The organism is Bradyrhizobium sp. UFLA01-814 (assembly GCF_046718885.1).
Taxonomy (GTDB): Bacteria; Pseudomonadota; Alphaproteobacteria; order Rhizobiales; family Xanthobacteraceae; genus Bradyrhizobium; species Bradyrhizobium elkanii.
In genome coordinates this window covers 1-17,373 of record NZ_JAQOSR010000093.1, presented here as the reverse complement: position 1 = coordinate 17,373, position 17,373 = coordinate 1, and the positions used below count along the sequence as shown (strand labels likewise).

Annotated in this window: 16 protein-coding genes and 1 pseudogene; 9 read left to right on the top strand and 8 right to left on the bottom strand. The window is 59.9% G+C overall.

Annotated features, from left to right (window positions below; translation table 11 throughout):
• Positions 1-294: 294 nt before the first annotated feature.
• The 6 genes from PMN64_RS25720 to PMN64_RS25695 all read right to left on the bottom strand — a co-directional run bounded on the left by PMN64_RS25720 (position 295) and on the right by PMN64_RS25695 (position 4,826).
• A complete protein-coding gene (locus PMN64_RS25720) occupies positions 295-1,287 on the bottom strand; it encodes a helix-turn-helix domain-containing protein (RefSeq protein ID WP_411782644.1) in 993 nt (330 codons plus the stop codon).
• A 171-nt stretch (positions 1,288-1,458) separates the two neighbouring features.
• A complete protein-coding gene (locus tag PMN64_RS25715; RefSeq protein WP_411782643.1) occupies positions 1,459-2,397 on the bottom strand; it encodes an NAD-dependent epimerase/dehydratase family protein in 939 nt (312 codons plus the stop codon).
• Between the two features lie 186 nt (positions 2,398-2,583).
• Positions 2,584-3,066: a hypothetical protein gene (locus PMN64_RS25710; RefSeq protein ID WP_411782642.1), complete on the bottom strand. Its 483-nt coding sequence runs from the start codon at positions 3,064-3,066 to the stop codon at positions 2,584-2,586.
• 46 nt (positions 3,067-3,112) lie between these two features.
• On the bottom strand, positions 3,113-3,439 hold the full coding sequence (locus tag PMN64_RS25705) for a hypothetical protein (RefSeq protein WP_411782641.1): 327 nt from the start codon (positions 3,437-3,439) through the stop codon (positions 3,113-3,115).
• A 51-nt stretch (positions 3,440-3,490) separates the two neighbouring features.
• Positions 3,491-3,676: a hypothetical protein gene (locus tag PMN64_RS25700; protein WP_411782640.1), complete on the bottom strand. Its 186-nt coding sequence runs from the start codon at positions 3,674-3,676 to the stop codon at positions 3,491-3,493.
• Positions 3,677-3,929: 253 nt separating this feature from the next.
• On the bottom strand, positions 3,930-4,826 hold the full coding sequence (locus tag PMN64_RS25695) for a LysR family transcriptional regulator (protein WP_411782639.1): 897 nt from the start codon (positions 4,824-4,826) through the stop codon (positions 3,930-3,932).
• A 218-nt stretch (positions 4,827-5,044) separates the two neighbouring features.
• Between PMN64_RS25695 and PMN64_RS25690 the strand changes: the two genes are divergently transcribed.
• From PMN64_RS25690 to PMN64_RS25650, 9 genes are all read left to right on the top strand, one after another.
• A complete protein-coding gene (locus tag PMN64_RS25690; RefSeq protein WP_411782638.1) occupies positions 5,045-5,185 on the top strand; it encodes a hypothetical protein in 141 nt (46 codons plus the stop codon).
• A gap of 130 nt (positions 5,186-5,315) precedes the next feature.
• Positions 5,316-5,840 (top strand): hypothetical protein, encoded by a 525-nt coding sequence (locus PMN64_RS25685; protein ID WP_411782637.1) that lies wholly within the window; start codon positions 5,316-5,318, stop codon positions 5,838-5,840.
• A gap of 167 nt (positions 5,841-6,007) precedes the next feature.
• Positions 6,008-8,134, top strand: a complete 2,127-nt coding sequence (locus tag PMN64_RS25680) for an FUSC family protein (protein WP_411782636.1) — start codon at positions 6,008-6,010, stop codon at positions 8,132-8,134.
• Complete coding sequence (locus PMN64_RS25675; protein WP_411782635.1) at positions 8,131-8,340, top strand: DUF1656 domain-containing protein; 210 nt, start codon at positions 8,131-8,133, stop codon at positions 8,338-8,340. Before PMN64_RS25680 ends, PMN64_RS25675 begins: the two co-directional genes overlap by 4 nt.
• A complete protein-coding gene (locus tag PMN64_RS25670; protein ID WP_411782634.1) occupies positions 8,337-8,774 on the top strand; it encodes a DUF983 domain-containing protein in 438 nt (145 codons plus the stop codon). The genes PMN64_RS25675 and PMN64_RS25670 overlap by 4 nt, the downstream gene beginning before the upstream one ends.
• Positions 8,771-9,754, top strand: a complete 984-nt coding sequence (locus PMN64_RS25665) for an efflux RND transporter periplasmic adaptor subunit (protein ID WP_411782633.1) — start codon at positions 8,771-8,773, stop codon at positions 9,752-9,754. The genes PMN64_RS25670 and PMN64_RS25665 overlap by 4 nt, the downstream gene beginning before the upstream one ends.
• Before the next feature lie 718 nt (positions 9,755-10,472).
• Entirely contained in the window at positions 10,473-13,277 is a 2,805-nt protein-coding gene (locus PMN64_RS25660; protein WP_411782632.1) for an ATP-binding protein, read from the top strand.
• Between the two features lie 102 nt (positions 13,278-13,379).
• Positions 13,380-13,955, top strand: coding sequence for a helix-turn-helix domain-containing protein (locus tag PMN64_RS25655; protein ID WP_411782631.1), 576 nt, complete (start codon positions 13,380-13,382; stop codon positions 13,953-13,955).
• Between the two features lie 63 nt (positions 13,956-14,018).
• Positions 14,019-14,777, top strand: coding sequence for a sulfite exporter TauE/SafE family protein (locus tag PMN64_RS25650; protein ID WP_411782630.1), 759 nt, complete (start codon positions 14,019-14,021; stop codon positions 14,775-14,777).
• A gap of 364 nt (positions 14,778-15,141) precedes the next feature.
• Here the strand turns inward: PMN64_RS25650 and PMN64_RS25645 are convergent.
• Positions 15,142-15,563, bottom strand: a pseudogene (locus PMN64_RS25645) (YbgC/FadM family acyl-CoA thioesterase).
• A gap of 625 nt (positions 15,564-16,188) precedes the next feature.
• Positions 16,189-17,373, bottom strand: a 1,185-nt coding sequence (locus PMN64_RS25640) for a thioesterase domain-containing protein (protein WP_411782629.1), incomplete at its 5' end; no start/stop codon positions are given.

The window sequence follows — 17,373 nt, the reverse complement described above, 5'->3', positions numbered from 1 at the left end:
CTTGTGCCTTGCTTCATTGCATCGAACATGGTGAAGGGACCGGCCGAATTCTTTGCATCGCCTGCTGTTGTTTTGTCAGTTGTTGCTGGCGATTGGGGCTGCAGAGCCAGATACGAAAATGATGACGCGCGCAGCTTGACGCGAATCACGCTCCTAACTCTCACGATTGATGGAATGTCGGAGCGGTCTAGGTGTAAGCTCAAAACATTGGTTTGATGAAAAGCTGGTCTTTCTGCGTGATATCTGCCAGCGATTGCGCTCACACGCGTTGGCAGAGGTGTGTGACTTTCAGATTCAAGCCGGAGCAGACAGAGCGCGTCTCAATGACGGTTCCGGTTGTTGCGATCCAAATGACTGGCGAAACTGACCAGGCGCGTGACCTGTTGCTTGCCTGAACGCGCGTGTGAAATTGGCCTGGCTGGCAAAGCTGAGCGACAGCGCAATATCCACTAACGATCGATTACCGTGCATCAGCAAGGCTTTCGCACGGTTGAGGCGCTTGGCGCTGACGTGGCGATGAGGCGATTCTCCGACGGCTTCCTTGAAGGCTCGGGCAAAGTGAAACCGGCTCAAGCACGCAATCGATGCCATGTGATCGAGGGTGAGATCGCCTTCCAGGTTCGCTTCAATGTAGTCCATCACACGCTGGAGTCTGCGCCGATCGAGTCCGCCTCTTGCGGGAGAGCCAATGGACTGGCCAGTCGATTCCCTGGTGCATTTTTGAACCAGCCTCGCCGCCAGGCTGGATGCAAGGCCTTCAATGAGAAGGCGGCCGGCGGAGGTTTCAGTCTGCAGCTCTGACGCGATCGCACATCCGATCTCGGCCAGCAACGGATCGTCGAAAGCATCTTCGTAGCTCAACCCGCCGACTACCGACTCACGGACGTTGATATCAAAATTGCTCGGAGAGAAGTGGGTAAGCGGAAGGTAGATATGCAACACTCCGCTCATGTCGTCGGCGATATCAACCAATCCTTCCTGCAAACCGGGAGGAGAGAACCACACTGTGCCTCGCCTTACGACTATCCGGCTTTCGATTCCCGGGGCCCGCCGCGCGATGGACGATTTGTTGCCGCGGACATCGACGCAAATCCTGATCTCGGATTGCGGGGTCCGCCACGGGGCCACCGTTTTCCTGACACTGCACAATTGGGCCGACAGGCCGAACCAGCCTCGATTCGTCGACGTTGACAGCAGGTTGACGCAGCCATGCTTCCCCCAAAAATCTAGGTATGGCCACGGCTCATTCCGGCCGGCAGTTGCCGGTTGCTGTTGTCGAACGTCCATGACGCGCTCCTGAAGCATTGGCCCACGTTGTTCGCCCCCGGAATCCGGGCAACCGCCGAGATACGCGACATCACTGGTCTTGCAAGACGGCAGGCTTTCAAAACGCCCGCTGTCAGCAACCAATGACAAGGGGACAGCAACCAGAAACAAAGCTCTTGGCCGATCGCCGCATCACCGTCGGCTTGTTTGATTGGAATGCGGCGGCTTTTTCCAGAGCAACGGTCGTGGTGCAAACCCGAGCTTTGCCTTGGCCCGGCTGTTGGAGGCACCCGTCAGCTTCGTATGGTAGTAGACCGCTTCCTCGCCAGCCGTCTTCAGCGCCTCTTCCACGCTCACGCGCGACGGCTGCGGCGCATCGACCCACTGAGCGAAGGCCGGCAGCCATTCGGAAACGGACAGCGGATCGTCGTCCACGACGTTATAGATGCCCGGTTCAGCCGTCACCGAGGCAACGGTTGCGGCGACGGCGTCGTCGATGTGGACGAAGGACCAGACGGCGTTGCCTTCGCCGATGATTGCCGACTCGCGATTGCGCGCCTGCTCGGCGATGGCTCCGTCCGGGCGGTACCACGTACCGGGGCCGTAGAAGAAGCCATAGCGCAAAACCACGCCCTCTAGGGCAGCCGACGCCAGGACACGATCCTCATAGGCTCCGATGGCGCGCGTGCTCTCGCCAATCTCGCCGGGCGCGTGATAGCGAAGTTTGGCAGTCTCATCGGCGAGCCGCCCTTCGGAAGCATCGAGGTAGAAGCCACGCGACTGCAGGATGTAGCGCCTGACGCCGAGTTGTTCAGCCGCAGCGAGCAGGTTTCCCCCGCCCTCTCGATGAAGGCGGGTATCGTTGGGCATGGACTTGATAATGTCGGCGGGATTGGCGGGAAGCCAGGTCAACTGGTCAATCACCACATCCGGCGCCGCCGCCGCGATCACATCGCGCACCGCCTTCGGATCGAAGACATCGGCGGCGCAGGCCGAGGCGCCAAGTTCGCGGAGGCGATCTGCGCCCAGACCGGCGCGTGTCATGCCGGTTACCTGATGACCAAGCGTGCATAGCGCGCGCACCAGCGGAAGGCCTACGGCGCCGGTGGCGCCGGCAACGAATATCTTCATAGCGAACCTCCGTGGTGTTCGCGCTCTGACGCGCACTCTTTTCAAGCAATGCCTGCGGCGTTTTTAGAAGCCCATGGATGCGCGAGTGACACGAAACTCGCTGGTCGAAAAAGCTGAAGGCCAGTGCGACATCCGTCCTGACGTTGATGACAGTGACCCGGCCGGTTTCGCCCACTGCCGCCCCGCTCAGGCCGCGAGGCTGGAAGGACCTGCCTCGAGACGTTCAGACTTGTTGTTTCGGGCTTCGATGGCCTTGACGGAGTTTTCGAACGCCTTTTCCAAGACCCGCCTGCCAATCGTTCCGAGCACGAAACCGAGCAGCCCCCAGAGGTTCTTGCCGTCGCGTACGGCCACCACATCAATGTCAGTCGTGCCGTCAGGCTGACGGGTGAAGGTGTAGGTGTGGCCCGACGCGCCACCCCACACGTTGGAGTCGATCGTGGTGAGGAGGACACGACTGTCATCGGACCAGTCGTAATACAGGCGCTCCCAAATCCCGCCGGAGCCTTCTGTGACGTCAGCATGCGAGCCGCCGCGGAGATGCACCTTGAGGTACGCGTCGGCGCTGTTGCCGAAGAGCTTCGAGCGCCCAGGTCCGAAATCGGTAAGTCCAGCGACGTATTGCTCTGGAGTCGCAGTGGTGGTCCGATGAAGGTGGATGGTGGACATGTGTAGCTCCATTCCGCATCACGGCTGTTTCAAGTTGAGTTGAGGCTCAGTTCACAGCTACGTTGGCCTTGCGAACGAGTACGTTGTCGCCTTCCCGGCTGATCTCGATCGCTCCCGCTTGTTGCGGTGTTGAGAGAACCACGCGCTGACCAGGTTCGAGGACGGATACGACGCGGATCGGCGTTCCTGCCTCACCCTGCGCAAGCGTGGCGACGACGTGAAAACCGTCACGCTCAACCGTGTAGTAGGCGATCCCCGATATCCCGCCGAGGTCGATGCTCTTGCCCTCGATCGGGCGCAGGCCATCAGCATGGGCGACCGCCACGGAGGCGAGACCGAATGCAGCGGCGAAAAGAATACTGCGGATTGACATAGCGATTTCTCCTGTTGGGTTGACTAGCGAGCAAGGCCTGGTTGCTGATCATCACAGCAATTCGCCGCCCTGGTGGATCCGGGTTCCGTTGACCGAGTGGACGATTGGTGCGTTGTCGTGCTGCTTGCTGGCGGGGTTGGCTGGCGGGAAAACACTGTCGTAGTGCGCGCGGGCTTCTCGTATCAGGCGGAGCCGTTCACGCTCGGCCTTCGGGATAAATTGGATAACTTCACCCATATTCGCCTCCATCTGTGACGCCGTGTTCCGGCGGGTCCTGGTTGGCAGATGGGGCGACGGGGCCGGGTCAACAGGCGGGAAAATCGGAAGACATCCTTCCAGATTTTGGAAAGCCGGGACCGGGTGCTGACACCGAAGTAGCAAGCAGGAGAAAGCCGGGGGGTGGGATTGCTACAGATGCGGCCCACTTCCTGGCGCTTAGAGGGGCCGCATCTTTCAAGAGCGCGGCACGCAGCGCCCCGCCAATGCCGGCCTACTCGGCGAAGACTTTCTTCAGCCGAGGCGCAGCGAAGTCAAGGAAAGCGCGGATCTTGATCGGTAGAAACCGGTTCGCGGCATATACGAGATTGACCGGCATTGACGGCGGCTGGAATTCATCCAGCACGGTTGTCAAAGGTCCTTCCCCCGGAGCAGCCTCGATTTGATAGATAAAGGCGATGGAAATTCCGATGCCGGCTCGAGCAGCCGCACAAGCCGCTTCAACGCTACCGACGATCAGCCGCGTCTGCACCGGCACTACTATGGTCGCCTCGTTCCTGACGAATGTCCAGGAATCGGGCAGCGAGAAGCCGGCATAACTGATGCAATCATGGCTGACCAGATCTTCCGGCGTGCGCGGCGTTCCGCGTGCCGCCAGATAGGCAGGACTGGCGCACACCACGCGGCGCGTCCTGCCGAGCCGTAATGCGACCAGGCTCGAATCCGGCAATTCGCCGATGCGCACCGCGACATCGATTTGCTCCTGAGCCAGACTGAGCTTCTGATCGGTCGGAATCATCCTGACCTTGATATCCGGATAGGCTTTGAGGAAGTTCGCGATGATCGGCATGAGGACGACGCGCCCGAGGCCCAACGGCGTCGTCACAGATAGCTCGCCCGTCGGCGTGGTGTACTCACCGGACGCTATGCGCTCCGCTTCAGTCACATCAGTGAGAATGCGCTTGCAGGCTGCGACGTAGGAAGTGCCTGCATCCGTGAGCACCAGCTGTCGGCTCGATCTGTTGAAGAGCTTCGTTCGCAGGTGAGCCTCGAGCTCGGATACGTTGCGGCTGACCGTTGTGAGCGGGGTTTTCAATCGCCGCGCCGCCGCGGACAAGCTGCCCTGCTCGACCACGGTCAGAAAGGTCGACATTGCTTCCAGGCGATCCATCGGATTCCCTTCCACAATTTGGAAGACTCTCTTTCGATTTTGCCACATCGCCCCAAATTTCGGAAGACGGCATCCGCAAACGAGGGAACCGGGTCGCCCGTGTCGAGCGATCTTCCGCTGCTCGGAAGGACGCTTTCCACGCAGGCCCCTGTTTAAGGCCGGCCGTCTAATCGATCTTCTTGGAGGAAGGCATTTCCTCAAACACTGACGAGAGTTCAATGACAAGACATATCGAACCCTACCGGTACGAAATTGAGCACGGTGATGACGCCGACTTCGTCGCGTATCAGCGCAAGGCGAGCGATGGCTTCTGGCAGACGATTTCCGTGTGGATGATTCCGCAACCGGGGAGTGACTGAGTGCTGGCCCGCCGTTGGGATCATCGCCCTCGGAGCATTGGAGGCGAACGTCGAAGCATCGTTGTCCGATCTCTTCGGGCTTTGGCCTGAACCTGCGCGCCGGCGCCCTCGCCGGCGTCAGCAGCAACAAATGACAAAACCAGAGCAGGCGATGCAAAGCCGGTGGACTGTCATTTCACTACCTTCGCGTCTTAGAGGGCAACGAGCCGCCGTGCGCCAGCGCCTTCGCTCAGTCGCCGAGGATCTGCTTGTCATGCCTCTACGCCAATACTTCCTCTGGGTCGGAAGCACCCTGTTCATGGCCCTGTTTCTCGCCGACTGGTGGATCCCAGGTTCCGCTGCTGATTTTCATTCGGCGATTACCCTCAGTGAGAGGGTTCATCTGCGCATCCGCTCGGACCACAAATGGCCGGAGAGGATCGTGTTCGATACCGCGCATGCCGGGATGTCGCTCTCGACTGCGCTCGAGTCGAAGCTAGACACTATTTCGAACCAAGACCTCGCCCAGATCAAGCAGCGCAGTGCACGCGATGCGTTCGCGGCGATGGACGAGGCTAAGGTCGCGCCGACAGCAACAAATGACAAAGCATCCGCAATCCGAGCGAAGCCGCGGCCGCTCGGAACTCATATGACTAGCACAGCCGCATTCGACTGATCAGGAGCTCCGCATGAGAGACGCATTTTGTCTCGCTGTGCTCGCCGGCAAAGTCCTATGCTTCATGATTTTCGTCACCGTCATGAAGCCGGACGGTGGCATCGGTGCCGCGCGGACGTCGACCGACTCCGTCAACTGCAGGACGGGGTCGCGAGAATGCAGCGCGAATGTCTTTGCAACTGCTTCGCAAACCGACGCGAAGCCATGTGTCGCTCACTGCTGAAACCATCGACCGCGCCATGACCCAAGCTCCTTCATTTCGGGACCGACATGCCGCTCTCATCTTCGCGCTGCGGACCTTCGCGGCGGCGATGCTGGCGTTCTCAATTGCCCTGCTGCTGGACATGCCGCGTCCCTATTGGGCCATGGCGTCGGTCTACATTACTTCCAACCTGTTGACGGGAGCGACGACCTCAAAGGCTGTTTATCGCATCCTGGGAACACTGATTGGGGCGGCAGGGACAATCGCGCTGGTCCCCAACCTCGTCAATTCGCCAGAGTTGCTCAGCCTCGGCATCGCGCTGTGGGTCGGCATTTGCCTGTACCTCTCGCTGATCGACGGCACCCCGCGCAGCTATGTATTCATGCTCGCCGGCTACACCGTGGCGCTGCTCGGGTTTCCGATCGTCACCATACCGCAGGCAACTTTCGACATCGTCGTCTCGCGCGTGCAGGAGATCACGCTTGGAATCGTTTGCGCGAGCGTCTTTGCGATGCTGGTACTGCCTCGAAGCGTGACTTCTGCTGTCACCGCCCAGGCCGACGCATGGCTCGTCGGTGCACGTAAGCTCGCGATCGACATCCTCACCGGTAAGGGCAACGACAAGGCACGTGACGACGAACGCTTACGTCTTGCTGCAGCAGCTTCCGAAATCGACCAACTTGGTCGCCACCTTGCCTACGAGCCAGCCGCCTCCGCGAATGTGTTGCGAGGCTTGCAGCGCCTGAGCAACCATATGCTGTCCCTGCTTCCGCTATTGGGATCGATAGAGGATCGCCAGCTCGTACTCAATTCTAGCGAACTGGCCTCAGCGCATGTTCCTGCGATCAGCGCAAGAATAGCGGAATGGCTCGGAGGCGGCGGCCGCGATGAGAAAGAGGCCAACGCGTTGCGCGCAGCGCTCGAGGAAATCCGGCCGGCACTGAACGTCGACGCCAATTGGACCGACATTGCAATCAGTGGCCTTGCGATGCGCCTGCGCAATCTGGTCGATGTCATGCGGGACTGCCAACTTCTGCGCGAGGCGATCGCCGACGATCGCAATCCCGGTTCGCTTCCACTCGTTTTCTCTGCTGGCCCGTCGGCTAAGGCCGTCCCGCACCGGGACTACTTGTCCGCGTTCTTGACGGCCGGCTCTGTGGCCCTTGCGGTGCTGGGCTGCAGCTGTTTTTCGATCGCGACCGGCTGGTCCGACGGCGTTGCAGCTCCGCTTTTCGCCGCCGTCGTCGGCAGTTTCCTCGCCGGCGTAGACGATCCGCTTCCGACGTTTCGCAACTTCTACGGACTATTCCTCGTCGTCATCGCCATACATGGGATCTACCTGTTTGCAGTGTTGCCGCGGATCACGACCCTTGAGATGCTCATTGTCGCCCTCATGCCGACTTTCCTGCTATTCGGCTGGATGACTGCGCGGCCTGCGACCGCGCGCGTCGGCTCAATACTTGCCATCTTCATCTCCGTGCAATTGGCGTTGACGGACACCTATTCGGCCGACTTCTTGTCCTATGCCAACTCCAGCGTGGCGCTGATGCTGGGTGTCGCCCTGACCGGCGTCACCTGCGGCATCGTTCGCCTGCTGGGAGCCGACTGGATCGCAAGCCGGTTGCTTCGAAGCAATTGGACAACACTTGCCACCGTCGCTGAACGCAAGTCAGACCAGGATCCCTTTGCGCTTGCCAGCCTTATGCAGCATCGCCTGGCTATGCTTGCCGCGCGAGCGGCGGTGGTTCCTGCCGACGCCAGGCGCGACGCTGCCAATCTTCGCCAGCTTCGAACAGCGCTGAACGTTCTCGAGATCAGGCGGGCGAGCCCGGGCTTGTCACGCCGCACAAGGGCGATAATCGAAGCATTCTTCGCTCGTGTTGCCTCGATTTGCAGGACCTCGATGGCTGGCCCGCTTCCCGACGAGATGGCCGAACAACTCGACAACGCAATCGCATTCACATTGCAAGAATCGCCGGGCGAGGCCCGCGACGAGGTGCTGTTGGGTCTCTCGGGCGTTCGTTCCGGGCTGTTCCCGCAACCGCCGGTCTATCAACCGCAGAAAATCGAACCCGGGATAGTTGCCGCATGAAATACGAGCTTGACCTGTTCGGCGTGATCGTCCCGAGCCTCCTGCTTTGGAGCGTGGTTGCCTATGTCCTCGCCCGCAGCGTGAGCAAGCTGGTCGGGCGAATCGGCCTCTATCGCCATCTCTGGCATCCCGCGTTGTTCGATTTCGCGATCTACGTCTGCCTTGTCACCGGCCTCGTCTTCGCTTGCACGGAGTTCTTCTCATGAAAGCCTCTGCTTCGCTGCCGAAAGCCCTATGGCGCGGGTTCAAGATGAAGTGCCCGAACTGCGGTCAAGGCCATCTGTTCGGCCGCTTTCTCAAGGTGGTGCAAAACTGCGAGGCTTGCGGCGAGGACTACACGCCGCAGCGCGCGGACGATCTTCCGGCCTATCTTGTGATCGCTATCGTTGGTCACCTTGTCGTGCCGGCGCTTCTTGCCGTCGAGATGGCCTATTCACCTCCCGCCTGGCTCCAGTTGCTGATCTGGCTACCCGTTACCGGGCTCGCGGCATTCTCTTTGTTGCAGCCAGTAAAGGGGACAATCGTCGGCCTGCAATGGCAGACCGGCATGCACGGCTTCGAAGCCGCCAGGCAACGCCGGGAGAGCGAAGCCCGCGATGGTGTCGCGCCCCTCCTCGTCTCCAAGGAGTTTGTGTCATGAAGGACGTTCGAAATTCGTTGCGCCGCTTCGCACCAACCGGTCTCATGCTGCTGCTCGCGCTTTGGGCAGGTTACAAGCTGTGGGATTACTATTTTGATGCGCCCTGGACCCGCGATGGCCATGTGAGGGCCGACGTGGTGCCCGTGGCCCCCGATGTCTCCGGTTTCGTCAGCGAAGTACTGGTGAAGGATAACCAGCAGGTCCAGCGAGGCGACGTGCTGTTCCGGATCGATCGGGCACGCTACGCCATCGCGCTGGAACAGGCCGAGGCGGTGCTGGATGCCAGACGTGCCACGCTCGACAACGCAAATGCCGACCTGAAGCGCTACAGCGCTCTGACGACCGACGTCGTTGTTTCCAGGCAGAGGATGGATCAGGTCGTCGCCACGCAAGCCACGGCAAAGGCAAACTACAATCAGGCGGTCGCGGACCGCAATCTCGCGAACCTCAATCTCGAGCGCAGCGAGGTGCGCGCCTCCGTCAGCGGCATTGTCACCAACAACGAGCTGCGGCCGGGCGCCTACCTGACCCCTGGAAAGGGTGTGATGGCACTGCTCGATACTGACACGTTGCACGTTCAGGGCTATTTCGAGGAGACCAAGCTGCAGCGCATCCGCGTGGGTGATCCCGTCAAAGTGCAGCTGATGGGAAGCAGCCATGTGTTACAGGGCAAAGTGGAGAGCGTTGCAGCGGGTATCGAAGACCGCGATCGCAGCAATGGCTCTTCCCTTCTTGCCAATGTCAATCCGACCTTCAACTGGGTGCGTCTGGCCCAGCGCGTCCCTGTCCGGATCGCGCTCGACCGCGCCGATGAGCGCAACGAGCTCGTCGCTGGAGCCACGGCGACCGTCGAAGTCCTTGGATCGTCTCCGCGCGGCGACACCGGGAAAGCTGGCAGCCGACTTGCCGCTTCACGGCATGTCGGGTGCTATGCCGATGGCACTGCCGGTCTCTCACGTTGCAGGGCGGCGCTTCAATAAATTCGACCTGACGCGCCCTACTCAAGAATGGCCATTGGCATGTCAACGGCACTGCGACATCACCCTACAGCAAGACACAAGGCATTCACGCGGGCGGTGCCGGTGTTTGTCCTCGACCAGGTAGGTGTCTGGCGCTTCGTCTCAAGAAGCCGGTCTCCTCGAACGCGAGGATGGGCTTTATGAATATCCTGATAGTATTTCTGGCCCTAGTGAGCGCAGGTGTTTTTGCGGCCCACATTGTCGACGCGCTCCGAACCCATGGAGCGCGTTGAAGGGATGAGACGATGAAGCGGTCGAGCACGGGCGATGAGGCTTCCCGATCATCCGAAATCCAGCCTCAACGACCGCGCACCTAGCTACGCCGTGCCGCACATCTGCGGTCCCAGCGGATCGACGTTCGTGTCGATAAATGCCGCCTGTCCCGATCGCGCCACAGTCCGATCCATCGAAACCTGGACCTTGAGCAAAGACAGTGGAGTCAAAGGGTTAGCGCTGCACATGTCACAACTAAAACAGCAGTCAACCCAGAATATCTGGGACGACGACACGCCTGAGCCCCTTGGGGAGTTTCAAGGCTCCCGGGAAAACATGTTTCGGTAAGTTACCAACCCTTGCGTGCAGCAACGGAGCCGGATGCGGTATGCCCTCTTCGTTGGTGCATGATAGAGTGAGCCCCGGGACTGGACTGGAATTATCTCCAGTAGAGCGCGAACCCAAGATGGCGAAACGGCCGAAAAACACCGCGTTACCACTGCAGAAGCAGCGCGATCATATCCCGCGATCCAGCCCGCCATTTTTGCTGGGGCGAGAAGCAGAAATCGCTCTCATCGATCAGCTTCTCGACCGGATCGATCAAGGTGGGGCTACTCTCTTTATCAGCGGAGCGCCTGGAATTGGCAAATCAGCGTTGCTCGAGGAGGCCAAAAATCGAGCGCGGGAGCGCGGCGGCGTCGTACTCGGCATGACAGGCGTTCTCGCCGAAGCCCATTTGGCTTTCGCTGGGCTTCAACAGGCGCTGCATCCACTCATGAAGCAGGCAAAATCTTTACCTGCTCATCAACGGTCTGCCTTGCTCAATGCATTTGGCATGGGCAGCGCATCCACCGAAGCGCCGGATGTTTGGCTGGTTGCGCTTGCAACGCTGACACTTCTGACTGAAGGCGCAAGTCACGAGCCAATCCTGCTGGTGGTTGACGATGCCCAATGGCTGGATGAAACGACGCGCCAGGTCTTGTCTTTTGTTTCCCGCCGGTTGAGTTCGGATCCCATCGTTCTGCTGCTGGCTTTACGCGAGGGTTTCGAACTTCCATTCGGTGATGCCGATACCTTGCGGCACGTCATTCCGGCTCTCGGTGAGGCCGATGCGACCCGGTTGCTCGATATCCAGGCGCCCGGCCTTTCCAAGAATCTACGCAGCCGATTTTTGCGGGAAGCTGTCGGCAATCCCTTGGCCTTGGTGGAGCTGCCGCGCAGCTTGCGATCGGAAGATGATCGTGAGGCAGCATGGGCCCCATTAACGGAGCGGCTAGAACACGCGTTCTCGAGCCGCCTATCTGACCTTCCCGAGGTCACGCGAATGCTGCTGTATACGGCAGCTGAAAACGACGGAAGCTCTCTCTACGAAATCATACGTGCCGGCGAAGTGCTGCTCGCCCGGAACATTGATGTTGCAGCGCTTGAGCCCGCCGTCTCGGCAAAGCTCATCGATCTCGACGCAGCGGAAGTGCGGTTTCGACACCCTCTCGTGCGATCCGCGATCCACCAAGCCGCCGACTTGGCAGTGCGTCAAAAGGTTCACGCTGCACTCGCCGGGGTCATCGAGGATCAAGATCGCAAGCTTTGGCATCGTGCGGCGGCGGCATTGGGGCCTGACGATGAATTGGCCGCCGAACTGGATCTCATGGCACGTCGAGCGCAGCGCAGAGGTGCCCTCACCGTGGTCGTCGAAGTCCTGCAAAATGCAGCAAAACTAAGCAAGACGGCAGAGGCCAGGAGAGAGCGATTTTTGCAGGCTGCCGAAATTGTAACGGACCTCGGGCGGCCGAAGTTGCTTGAACATCTGTTGCGAGAGGCCGCGGTGGATCCATCGGACGAGCTGGGTACAGCGCGAGTCGGATGGTGTCGCGAAATGAGCCAACCCCTGACGGTCAACGATCCCGGCAAGATCTCTGCGTTGGTCAAATTTTCCGACCAGGCACATGCGAGCGGCGCGAAGGACCTGGCAAGCAATCTTCTCTGGAGAGCGGCACAACGCTGCTGGTGGAGCAACGCGAGCAGCGACACGTGCTCAAACGTTCTCGCCGGCGCAAGGCGACTGAAGCTGCTGGACCTCGACCCGCGCGGTATCGCGATATGCGCCTATGCCGAGCCGCTTCGTCGGGGTGGCGAGCTGTACGCAAAGCTGAAGGCGCTGTCCGAAAGGAGGGGTAACGATCCCCATGTCGCGCGCATCCTGGGAAGCACTGCGAACGTCATCGGCGCATTCGATCTTGGGGTGAGCTTTCTGGCTGAATCCACTGCGGAGCTGCGAAAGCAGGCTCGGATCGGCAATTTGGCGCGTGCGCTTTTCGCCCAAGCATGGGCCGAAATGGAAGTGGGCGACTGGATCGGCGCGATGAGAGAAGCCGAGGAAGCGATTCGTTTCGCAGAAGAGACAGGATCTACCGTGTGGAAGGCAGCCGCCACCATCGTGAAAGCAAAGGTTGCCGGCATGCAAGGCAGTCTGGAGCGGTCCGAAGAATATGCGGCTCAGGCGGAACGCCTCGTTTTGTCCAGTGGCGCAAGCTTCTTGCTTGCGATGCTGCAAATGGCCCGGGGCATAGCGGCAATCAGCGCCGGCCGGCATTCAGAAGCATTCGAGCATCTGCAGCGCTTGTTTGTGCCTGCCGATCCAGCCTTCAACGCTGGTCTGCAGTTCTTTGCACTGGCCGACCTTGTCGAGGCCGCTGTTCATTCGGATCGAGTGCAAGATGCGCGGAGCGTGATCGATGAGATGGAACGCGTGTCTGCCTCCGGACCGGTGCCGTGGGTCGAAACGATGTTGTCCTACGGCAAGGCCTTGGTCGCGGCGAATGAAGCAGCGGAGCGATACTTCCTAGAAGGTCTTGGGCCAGCAGCGAAGAATTGGCCCTTCCTGCGAGGGCGTCTCTTGCTCGCTTATGGCGTTTGGCTGCGCCGACAGCGTCGCTCCTCCGATGCGCGGGCCCCGCTGCGCCAGGCGCGGGATATTTTTGACGCACTTGGCGCTTCGCCCTGGAGTGATCGCGCGCGAGAAGAATTGCGAGCGGCGGGCGAGGCAAGCCTCCGCCGGACCGCGCAGGTTTGGGAGAACCTGACCCCGCAGGAGCTGCACATCGCCCAGCTCGCGGCCCAGGGTCATTCGAACAAGGTCATCGGGGCGAGACTCTATTTGTCTCACCGGACCGTCGGCTACCACCTGCAGCGCGTCTTTTCGAAGATCGGAATCACCTCCCGGTCGGGCCTGTCCGCCGTCCTCTCCACAGCCGGCAATTCGGCACTTTGATCCCATCGGTCACCGGACTGGTCATTTGACGGATACCGCGCGCGTCGTTCGGCCGCCTATTTTCGCGAAGTGCAATCCCGCGAGAACTGGCAGGAGGCCGTCTTGGACATTGAAAACAGACAATCGGTTGCCCTTGCCGCCCGGCTGCTTCAACCCGGAACCATAGCGCCAGCCACCCAATCTATCGGCCCGTCGGCAAAGGGAAGGCTCGATCGACGCCGGCTCTTTCGCGTACTCGACCACATCGATCGCCATCTGGAAGGCGACCTCACCCTTGACAGCATGGCTTCGATCGCCTGCCTCAGCCGGTTCCACTTCGCGCGAGCCTTCAAGCAAGCCGTCGGGCAATCGCCTCTTCGTCATGTCATTGCGAGGCGTCTCGAGCGCGCGAAAGCCTTGTTAATCGAAGGCAGAGCGCCTTTGGTCGAAATCGCGCTGACCCTCCGATTCTCGAGCCAGGCAAATTTTACTCGCGCATTCAAGCAGTCGGCCGGCATGGCACCCGGCCAATATCGGCGCGAGGCGACGGCGGCGCGCGACATGAATCCGCTGCGCATGAGGAGCCGGTTCAACGCAACCGACCCGGCGCACATCGACCTCGGCGAGAGCTTCGATGAGAATTTCCCGGTTGGCCAGTTCGGGCTGCGCGGCCGGACGACCAATGCGATCAACACTTGAGCGCCCCTGCCGTGGAAGCGCAACCAGCGGCGGGCTGCGAGCATCGGTAGAGAGAGACACGCTATGGAACTGACCGCCACCACGATCCTGATCGCCTTTGCCGGCGTCTTCCTGATCTGCTTCATGAAAGGCGCGTTCGGCGGCGGGTTCGCCATTATCGGCATTCCACTGTTGTCGCTGGTGATGGACCCGGTGACCGCCGGCGGCCTGCTCGCGCCACTGTTCATCGCGATGGACTTATACGCGCTGCACTACTGGAAGCCTTCGACATGGTCGAAGCCGGACCTCAAGCTGCTGTTGCCGGGGCTCGTGGCCGGCATCGGGCTCGGCTATGTGCTGTTTCGTGTGCTTGATCACCGGGCCGTCGCGATCGTGATGGCCGGGGTCACGCTGATCTTCGTCGCGCTCTGGTTTTTCCGCGGCTCCGAGGTGACGATCCGGCCGCGTTCGACGCCGAAGGCAGTCGCGGCCGGCCTCGGCTCCGGCATCACCACCATGGTCGCTCATTCCGGCGGACCGCCGCTTGCAATGTATCTGCTGCCGCTCGGGCTCTCAAAGGACGTCTATGCGGGAACGACCAGCATGTTCTTCACCGTCGGCAATGCGCTCAAAGCGGTGCCGTGGCTGTTGCTGGTGAGGCCGGGCCACAACGTCTGGATCGTGATGGCGGCGTGCCTGCTCGCCATTCCCGCTGGCGTGTGGGCCGGTTGGCGGCTGCACGGCAGGCTGGACCAGCGGCAGATCTACCGGGCCTGCTACGGATTGCTGGTGATCACCGCGCTGAAGCTATTGTGGGACGGTGTGCACGGCTACCTAGTTTAGGTGACGATCCAGGGCAGACCTCGGTAGTCGGGAGGAGAATGGTTATGGCTATGATCGAGTGGTTTTCCTTCGCTCTGGTCGCGACGGCTTTATTGGCTTTCGGATACTGACCAAGGGTGCCTGTTCGTTCGATGCCTGCGTGGTATAGGCCAATTTCATATGATCTCGGGAACAGCTCGGTCTGTCCCCGCGCATGTGTGGCCGGTAAGTTCGAACAGATGGGCGCGCCAGATCGAGTTGAGAAAGTGGCCCTGACACGCCTTCGCTGTGCCTGAGCTCGCCGGATTTCGAATGGAGAAACTATGTGCGGTAGTGGCCTCAAGCCAGTTAGAGACGAATTGAAGCCGTGGCGGGATCGTCTCGCTCAATGGCAGTCACACCGCGATCTTTCACCCCTCACCCAAACTTGAATAACACACCATACACGCGCCGTGACTAGGAGATCGTCTCCCCGCCGGCATTCCTGCAGCAAGCCGATCGACGCGCCCCTCACCTCTTGCGGGACCGTGACGACGTCGAGCAGGTCGTCCAAGATCGCCGGTCTTAGAAAATCGATTGTCATCGAACGGACAACGAAGGCAAAGCCGGCGCATCGGTCTGCGCGTCGTTGAGCAGCGCTTGCTGATTGGTTCCGAGTAGGCGCAAGTAATTCGTTCTGCCGCGTTCCATGAAGCGCAAAAAATTCGCGTGATAAACAATCTGGCCGGCGTCGGTATCTTCGAAATAAACGCGGACCTGCAAATGATGGCGGCCGTCACGAATTTCGCCATCAAGAGAGACTGTCACAGAACGGTTCCCGTTAATGCGCTTCTGAGACGAATTGTCTTGCACAGAGGCGCCTTCCTCAGCAAGCGCCAATCGTCTTGGGCGGGGCGGCGCTATGGTCCGCAAGATGCCGGCTTTCGTACGCGATTCAACTACGCCTCGAATGTTACTGAGCAAGTCAAAATCACGGACTGGCGTTGACCAGGACTTGCTTCCTTCGCAAATTTGAGTGGATGCGGGAGGGCGAAACCATCAGAACTTGCGGATGCAAAAAGGCCGCCCGATTAGGGCAGCTGATCTGCGATTCGGTATCGCAATTTAGGAATTTAGGTTGGTTGCGGGGACACGCAACACCCGATTCTTGCGATTGGTCGAGAGAGCTATTCCTCGATTGGCGGCGTAGCGTTCGCCCGCAACACGCGGCTGCTCGCCATGATCGCGGACGAACTGACGGCGGCCCGGGCTACGGCCGAGAAGACCGATCAACCCGCACGCCGCTTCAAGGACTTTCAGTGGGGCTTCAAATGAACGTGACGCCTTCTGGGCGCCCGAAAACTTCGAGCCTTCATCGTTCTTCGCTCCTCCCGGCCGGGGAAATCGCGAAAAACTCTAACCAAAAATGGTCCAGTTCGCCGGCGGCCTCAGGTCACGTCGGTGAGCTATTTAAGGCTCTTGATAACGAGCGTGCCAGGACTTTGCGGTTTTCTGGAGTGTTCATCATCGTCGCGTGATTGCCTGGAATCGGTGTGGTATCAATGGCTGCTGCATTCAAAACCCTGTCCCAGCCTCGCATCGGCGAGCTTATCTCTGGAGCTATTGAGCTCTTGTCTAGTCGTGCGCAACAACTTAGGGAAGAATCCGTCGCGTAAAACTGATGTACCTCAATTGGCAGCGACGGAGCCCGATATAGCTGCAGCGCCCTTTGAAACTGCTCAATTCTCTCGTACATCAAAGCATCATTGTGATCCGGAGGTATAGCTCCTATTTGATGAGCCTTCTCAAGTAGTTGAGCGATTGAACTGTGTCGTGCAAAGCGCTTTAATAGTTTAAAGTGCTCGTCCTCAAGGGGTTCTAGAGTTTCCAGCACCACTTCGCATACCATCTGGGTGGGCGTCATGCCGGCTGGCTCTGCGGGTAGGGTAACATCAATGAACGCCATAAATGAGACAGTTTCATTGAGGCTCAGTAAGTGCTCGGCTATGGCGTAAGCCAATATTCCGCCTGATGAGTATCCAGCAAATCGATATGGACCCCGGGACCGTATCTCCCTGATCGCCGGAATGACGTGCGAGGCTATCGCTTCAAGAGTTGGTGAACAAACTTCACTGAAAGAAGGCCACGGTAGACCATAGATTGGACAGTCCGCGTCCATTTCCTCCACCAAGTTGAGGATATAGGAACAATCTCCTAAGCCTGTGGGAACAAAGAACAGCGGCGGCTGCGATCCGGTTGCGCGAACACAAATCACTCCCGGACTACTGGGCAGTGGCTCCAAATGAACCTTCAATGCAAGTTCCTTCAGAACAGGAGCTTGGAAGAGATCGGCGGCGGTAAACTTGAACCCGGCATCGAGCGCTCGACTGAGAAGCCGCACCGCCAGCAGCGAGTGCCCGCCCAGTTCGAAGAAGTCGTCGTGGCGTCCGACCCGCTCCACACCCAGAAGCTCGGCCCAGATCTGTGCCAGCGTGATCTCGATCTCGCCTTGCGGCGGCTCATAGGCGCGATGCGCATACGCCTCATCGTCCGGCGCAGCCAGCGCCTTGCGGTCCAGCTTGCCGTTCGCCGTCAGCGGCAGCGCCGCCAGCCGCACGAACGCCGATGGCACCATGTA

Coding starts and splice junctions, on each gene's coding strand:
- PMN64_RS25720 (WP_411782644.1), bottom strand. CDS start 1,287: ATGGACGTTCGACAACAGCAACCGGCAACTGCCGGCCGGAATGAGCCG.
- PMN64_RS25715 (WP_411782643.1), bottom strand. CDS start 2,397: ATGAAGATATTCGTTGCCGGCGCCACCGGCGCCGTAGGCCTTCCGCTG.
- PMN64_RS25710 (WP_411782642.1), bottom strand. CDS start 3,066: ATGTCCACCATCCACCTTCATCGGACCACCACTGCGACTCCAGAGCAA.
- PMN64_RS25705 (WP_411782641.1), bottom strand. CDS start 3,439: ATGTCAATCCGCAGTATTCTTTTCGCCGCTGCATTCGGTCTCGCCTCC.
- PMN64_RS25700 (WP_411782640.1), bottom strand. CDS start 3,676: ATGGGTGAAGTTATCCAATTTATCCCGAAGGCCGAGCGTGAACGGCTC.
- PMN64_RS25695 (WP_411782639.1), bottom strand. CDS start 4,826: ATGGATCGCCTGGAAGCAATGTCGACCTTTCTGACCGTGGTCGAGCAG.
- PMN64_RS25690 (WP_411782638.1), top strand. CDS start 5,045: ATGACAAGACATATCGAACCCTACCGGTACGAAATTGAGCACGGTGAT.
- PMN64_RS25685 (WP_411782637.1), top strand. CDS start 5,316: ATGACAAAACCAGAGCAGGCGATGCAAAGCCGGTGGACTGTCATTTCA.
- PMN64_RS25680 (WP_411782636.1), top strand. CDS start 6,008: ATGTCTTTGCAACTGCTTCGCAAACCGACGCGAAGCCATGTGTCGCTC.
- PMN64_RS25675 (WP_411782635.1), top strand. CDS start 8,131: ATGAAATACGAGCTTGACCTGTTCGGCGTGATCGTCCCGAGCCTCCTG.
- PMN64_RS25670 (WP_411782634.1), top strand. CDS start 8,337: ATGAAAGCCTCTGCTTCGCTGCCGAAAGCCCTATGGCGCGGGTTCAAG.
- PMN64_RS25665 (WP_411782633.1), top strand. CDS start 8,771: ATGAAGGACGTTCGAAATTCGTTGCGCCGCTTCGCACCAACCGGTCTC.
- PMN64_RS25660 (WP_411782632.1), top strand. CDS start 10,473: ATGGCGAAACGGCCGAAAAACACCGCGTTACCACTGCAGAAGCAGCGC.
- PMN64_RS25650 (WP_411782630.1), top strand. CDS start 14,019: ATGGAACTGACCGCCACCACGATCCTGATCGCCTTTGCCGGCGTCTTC.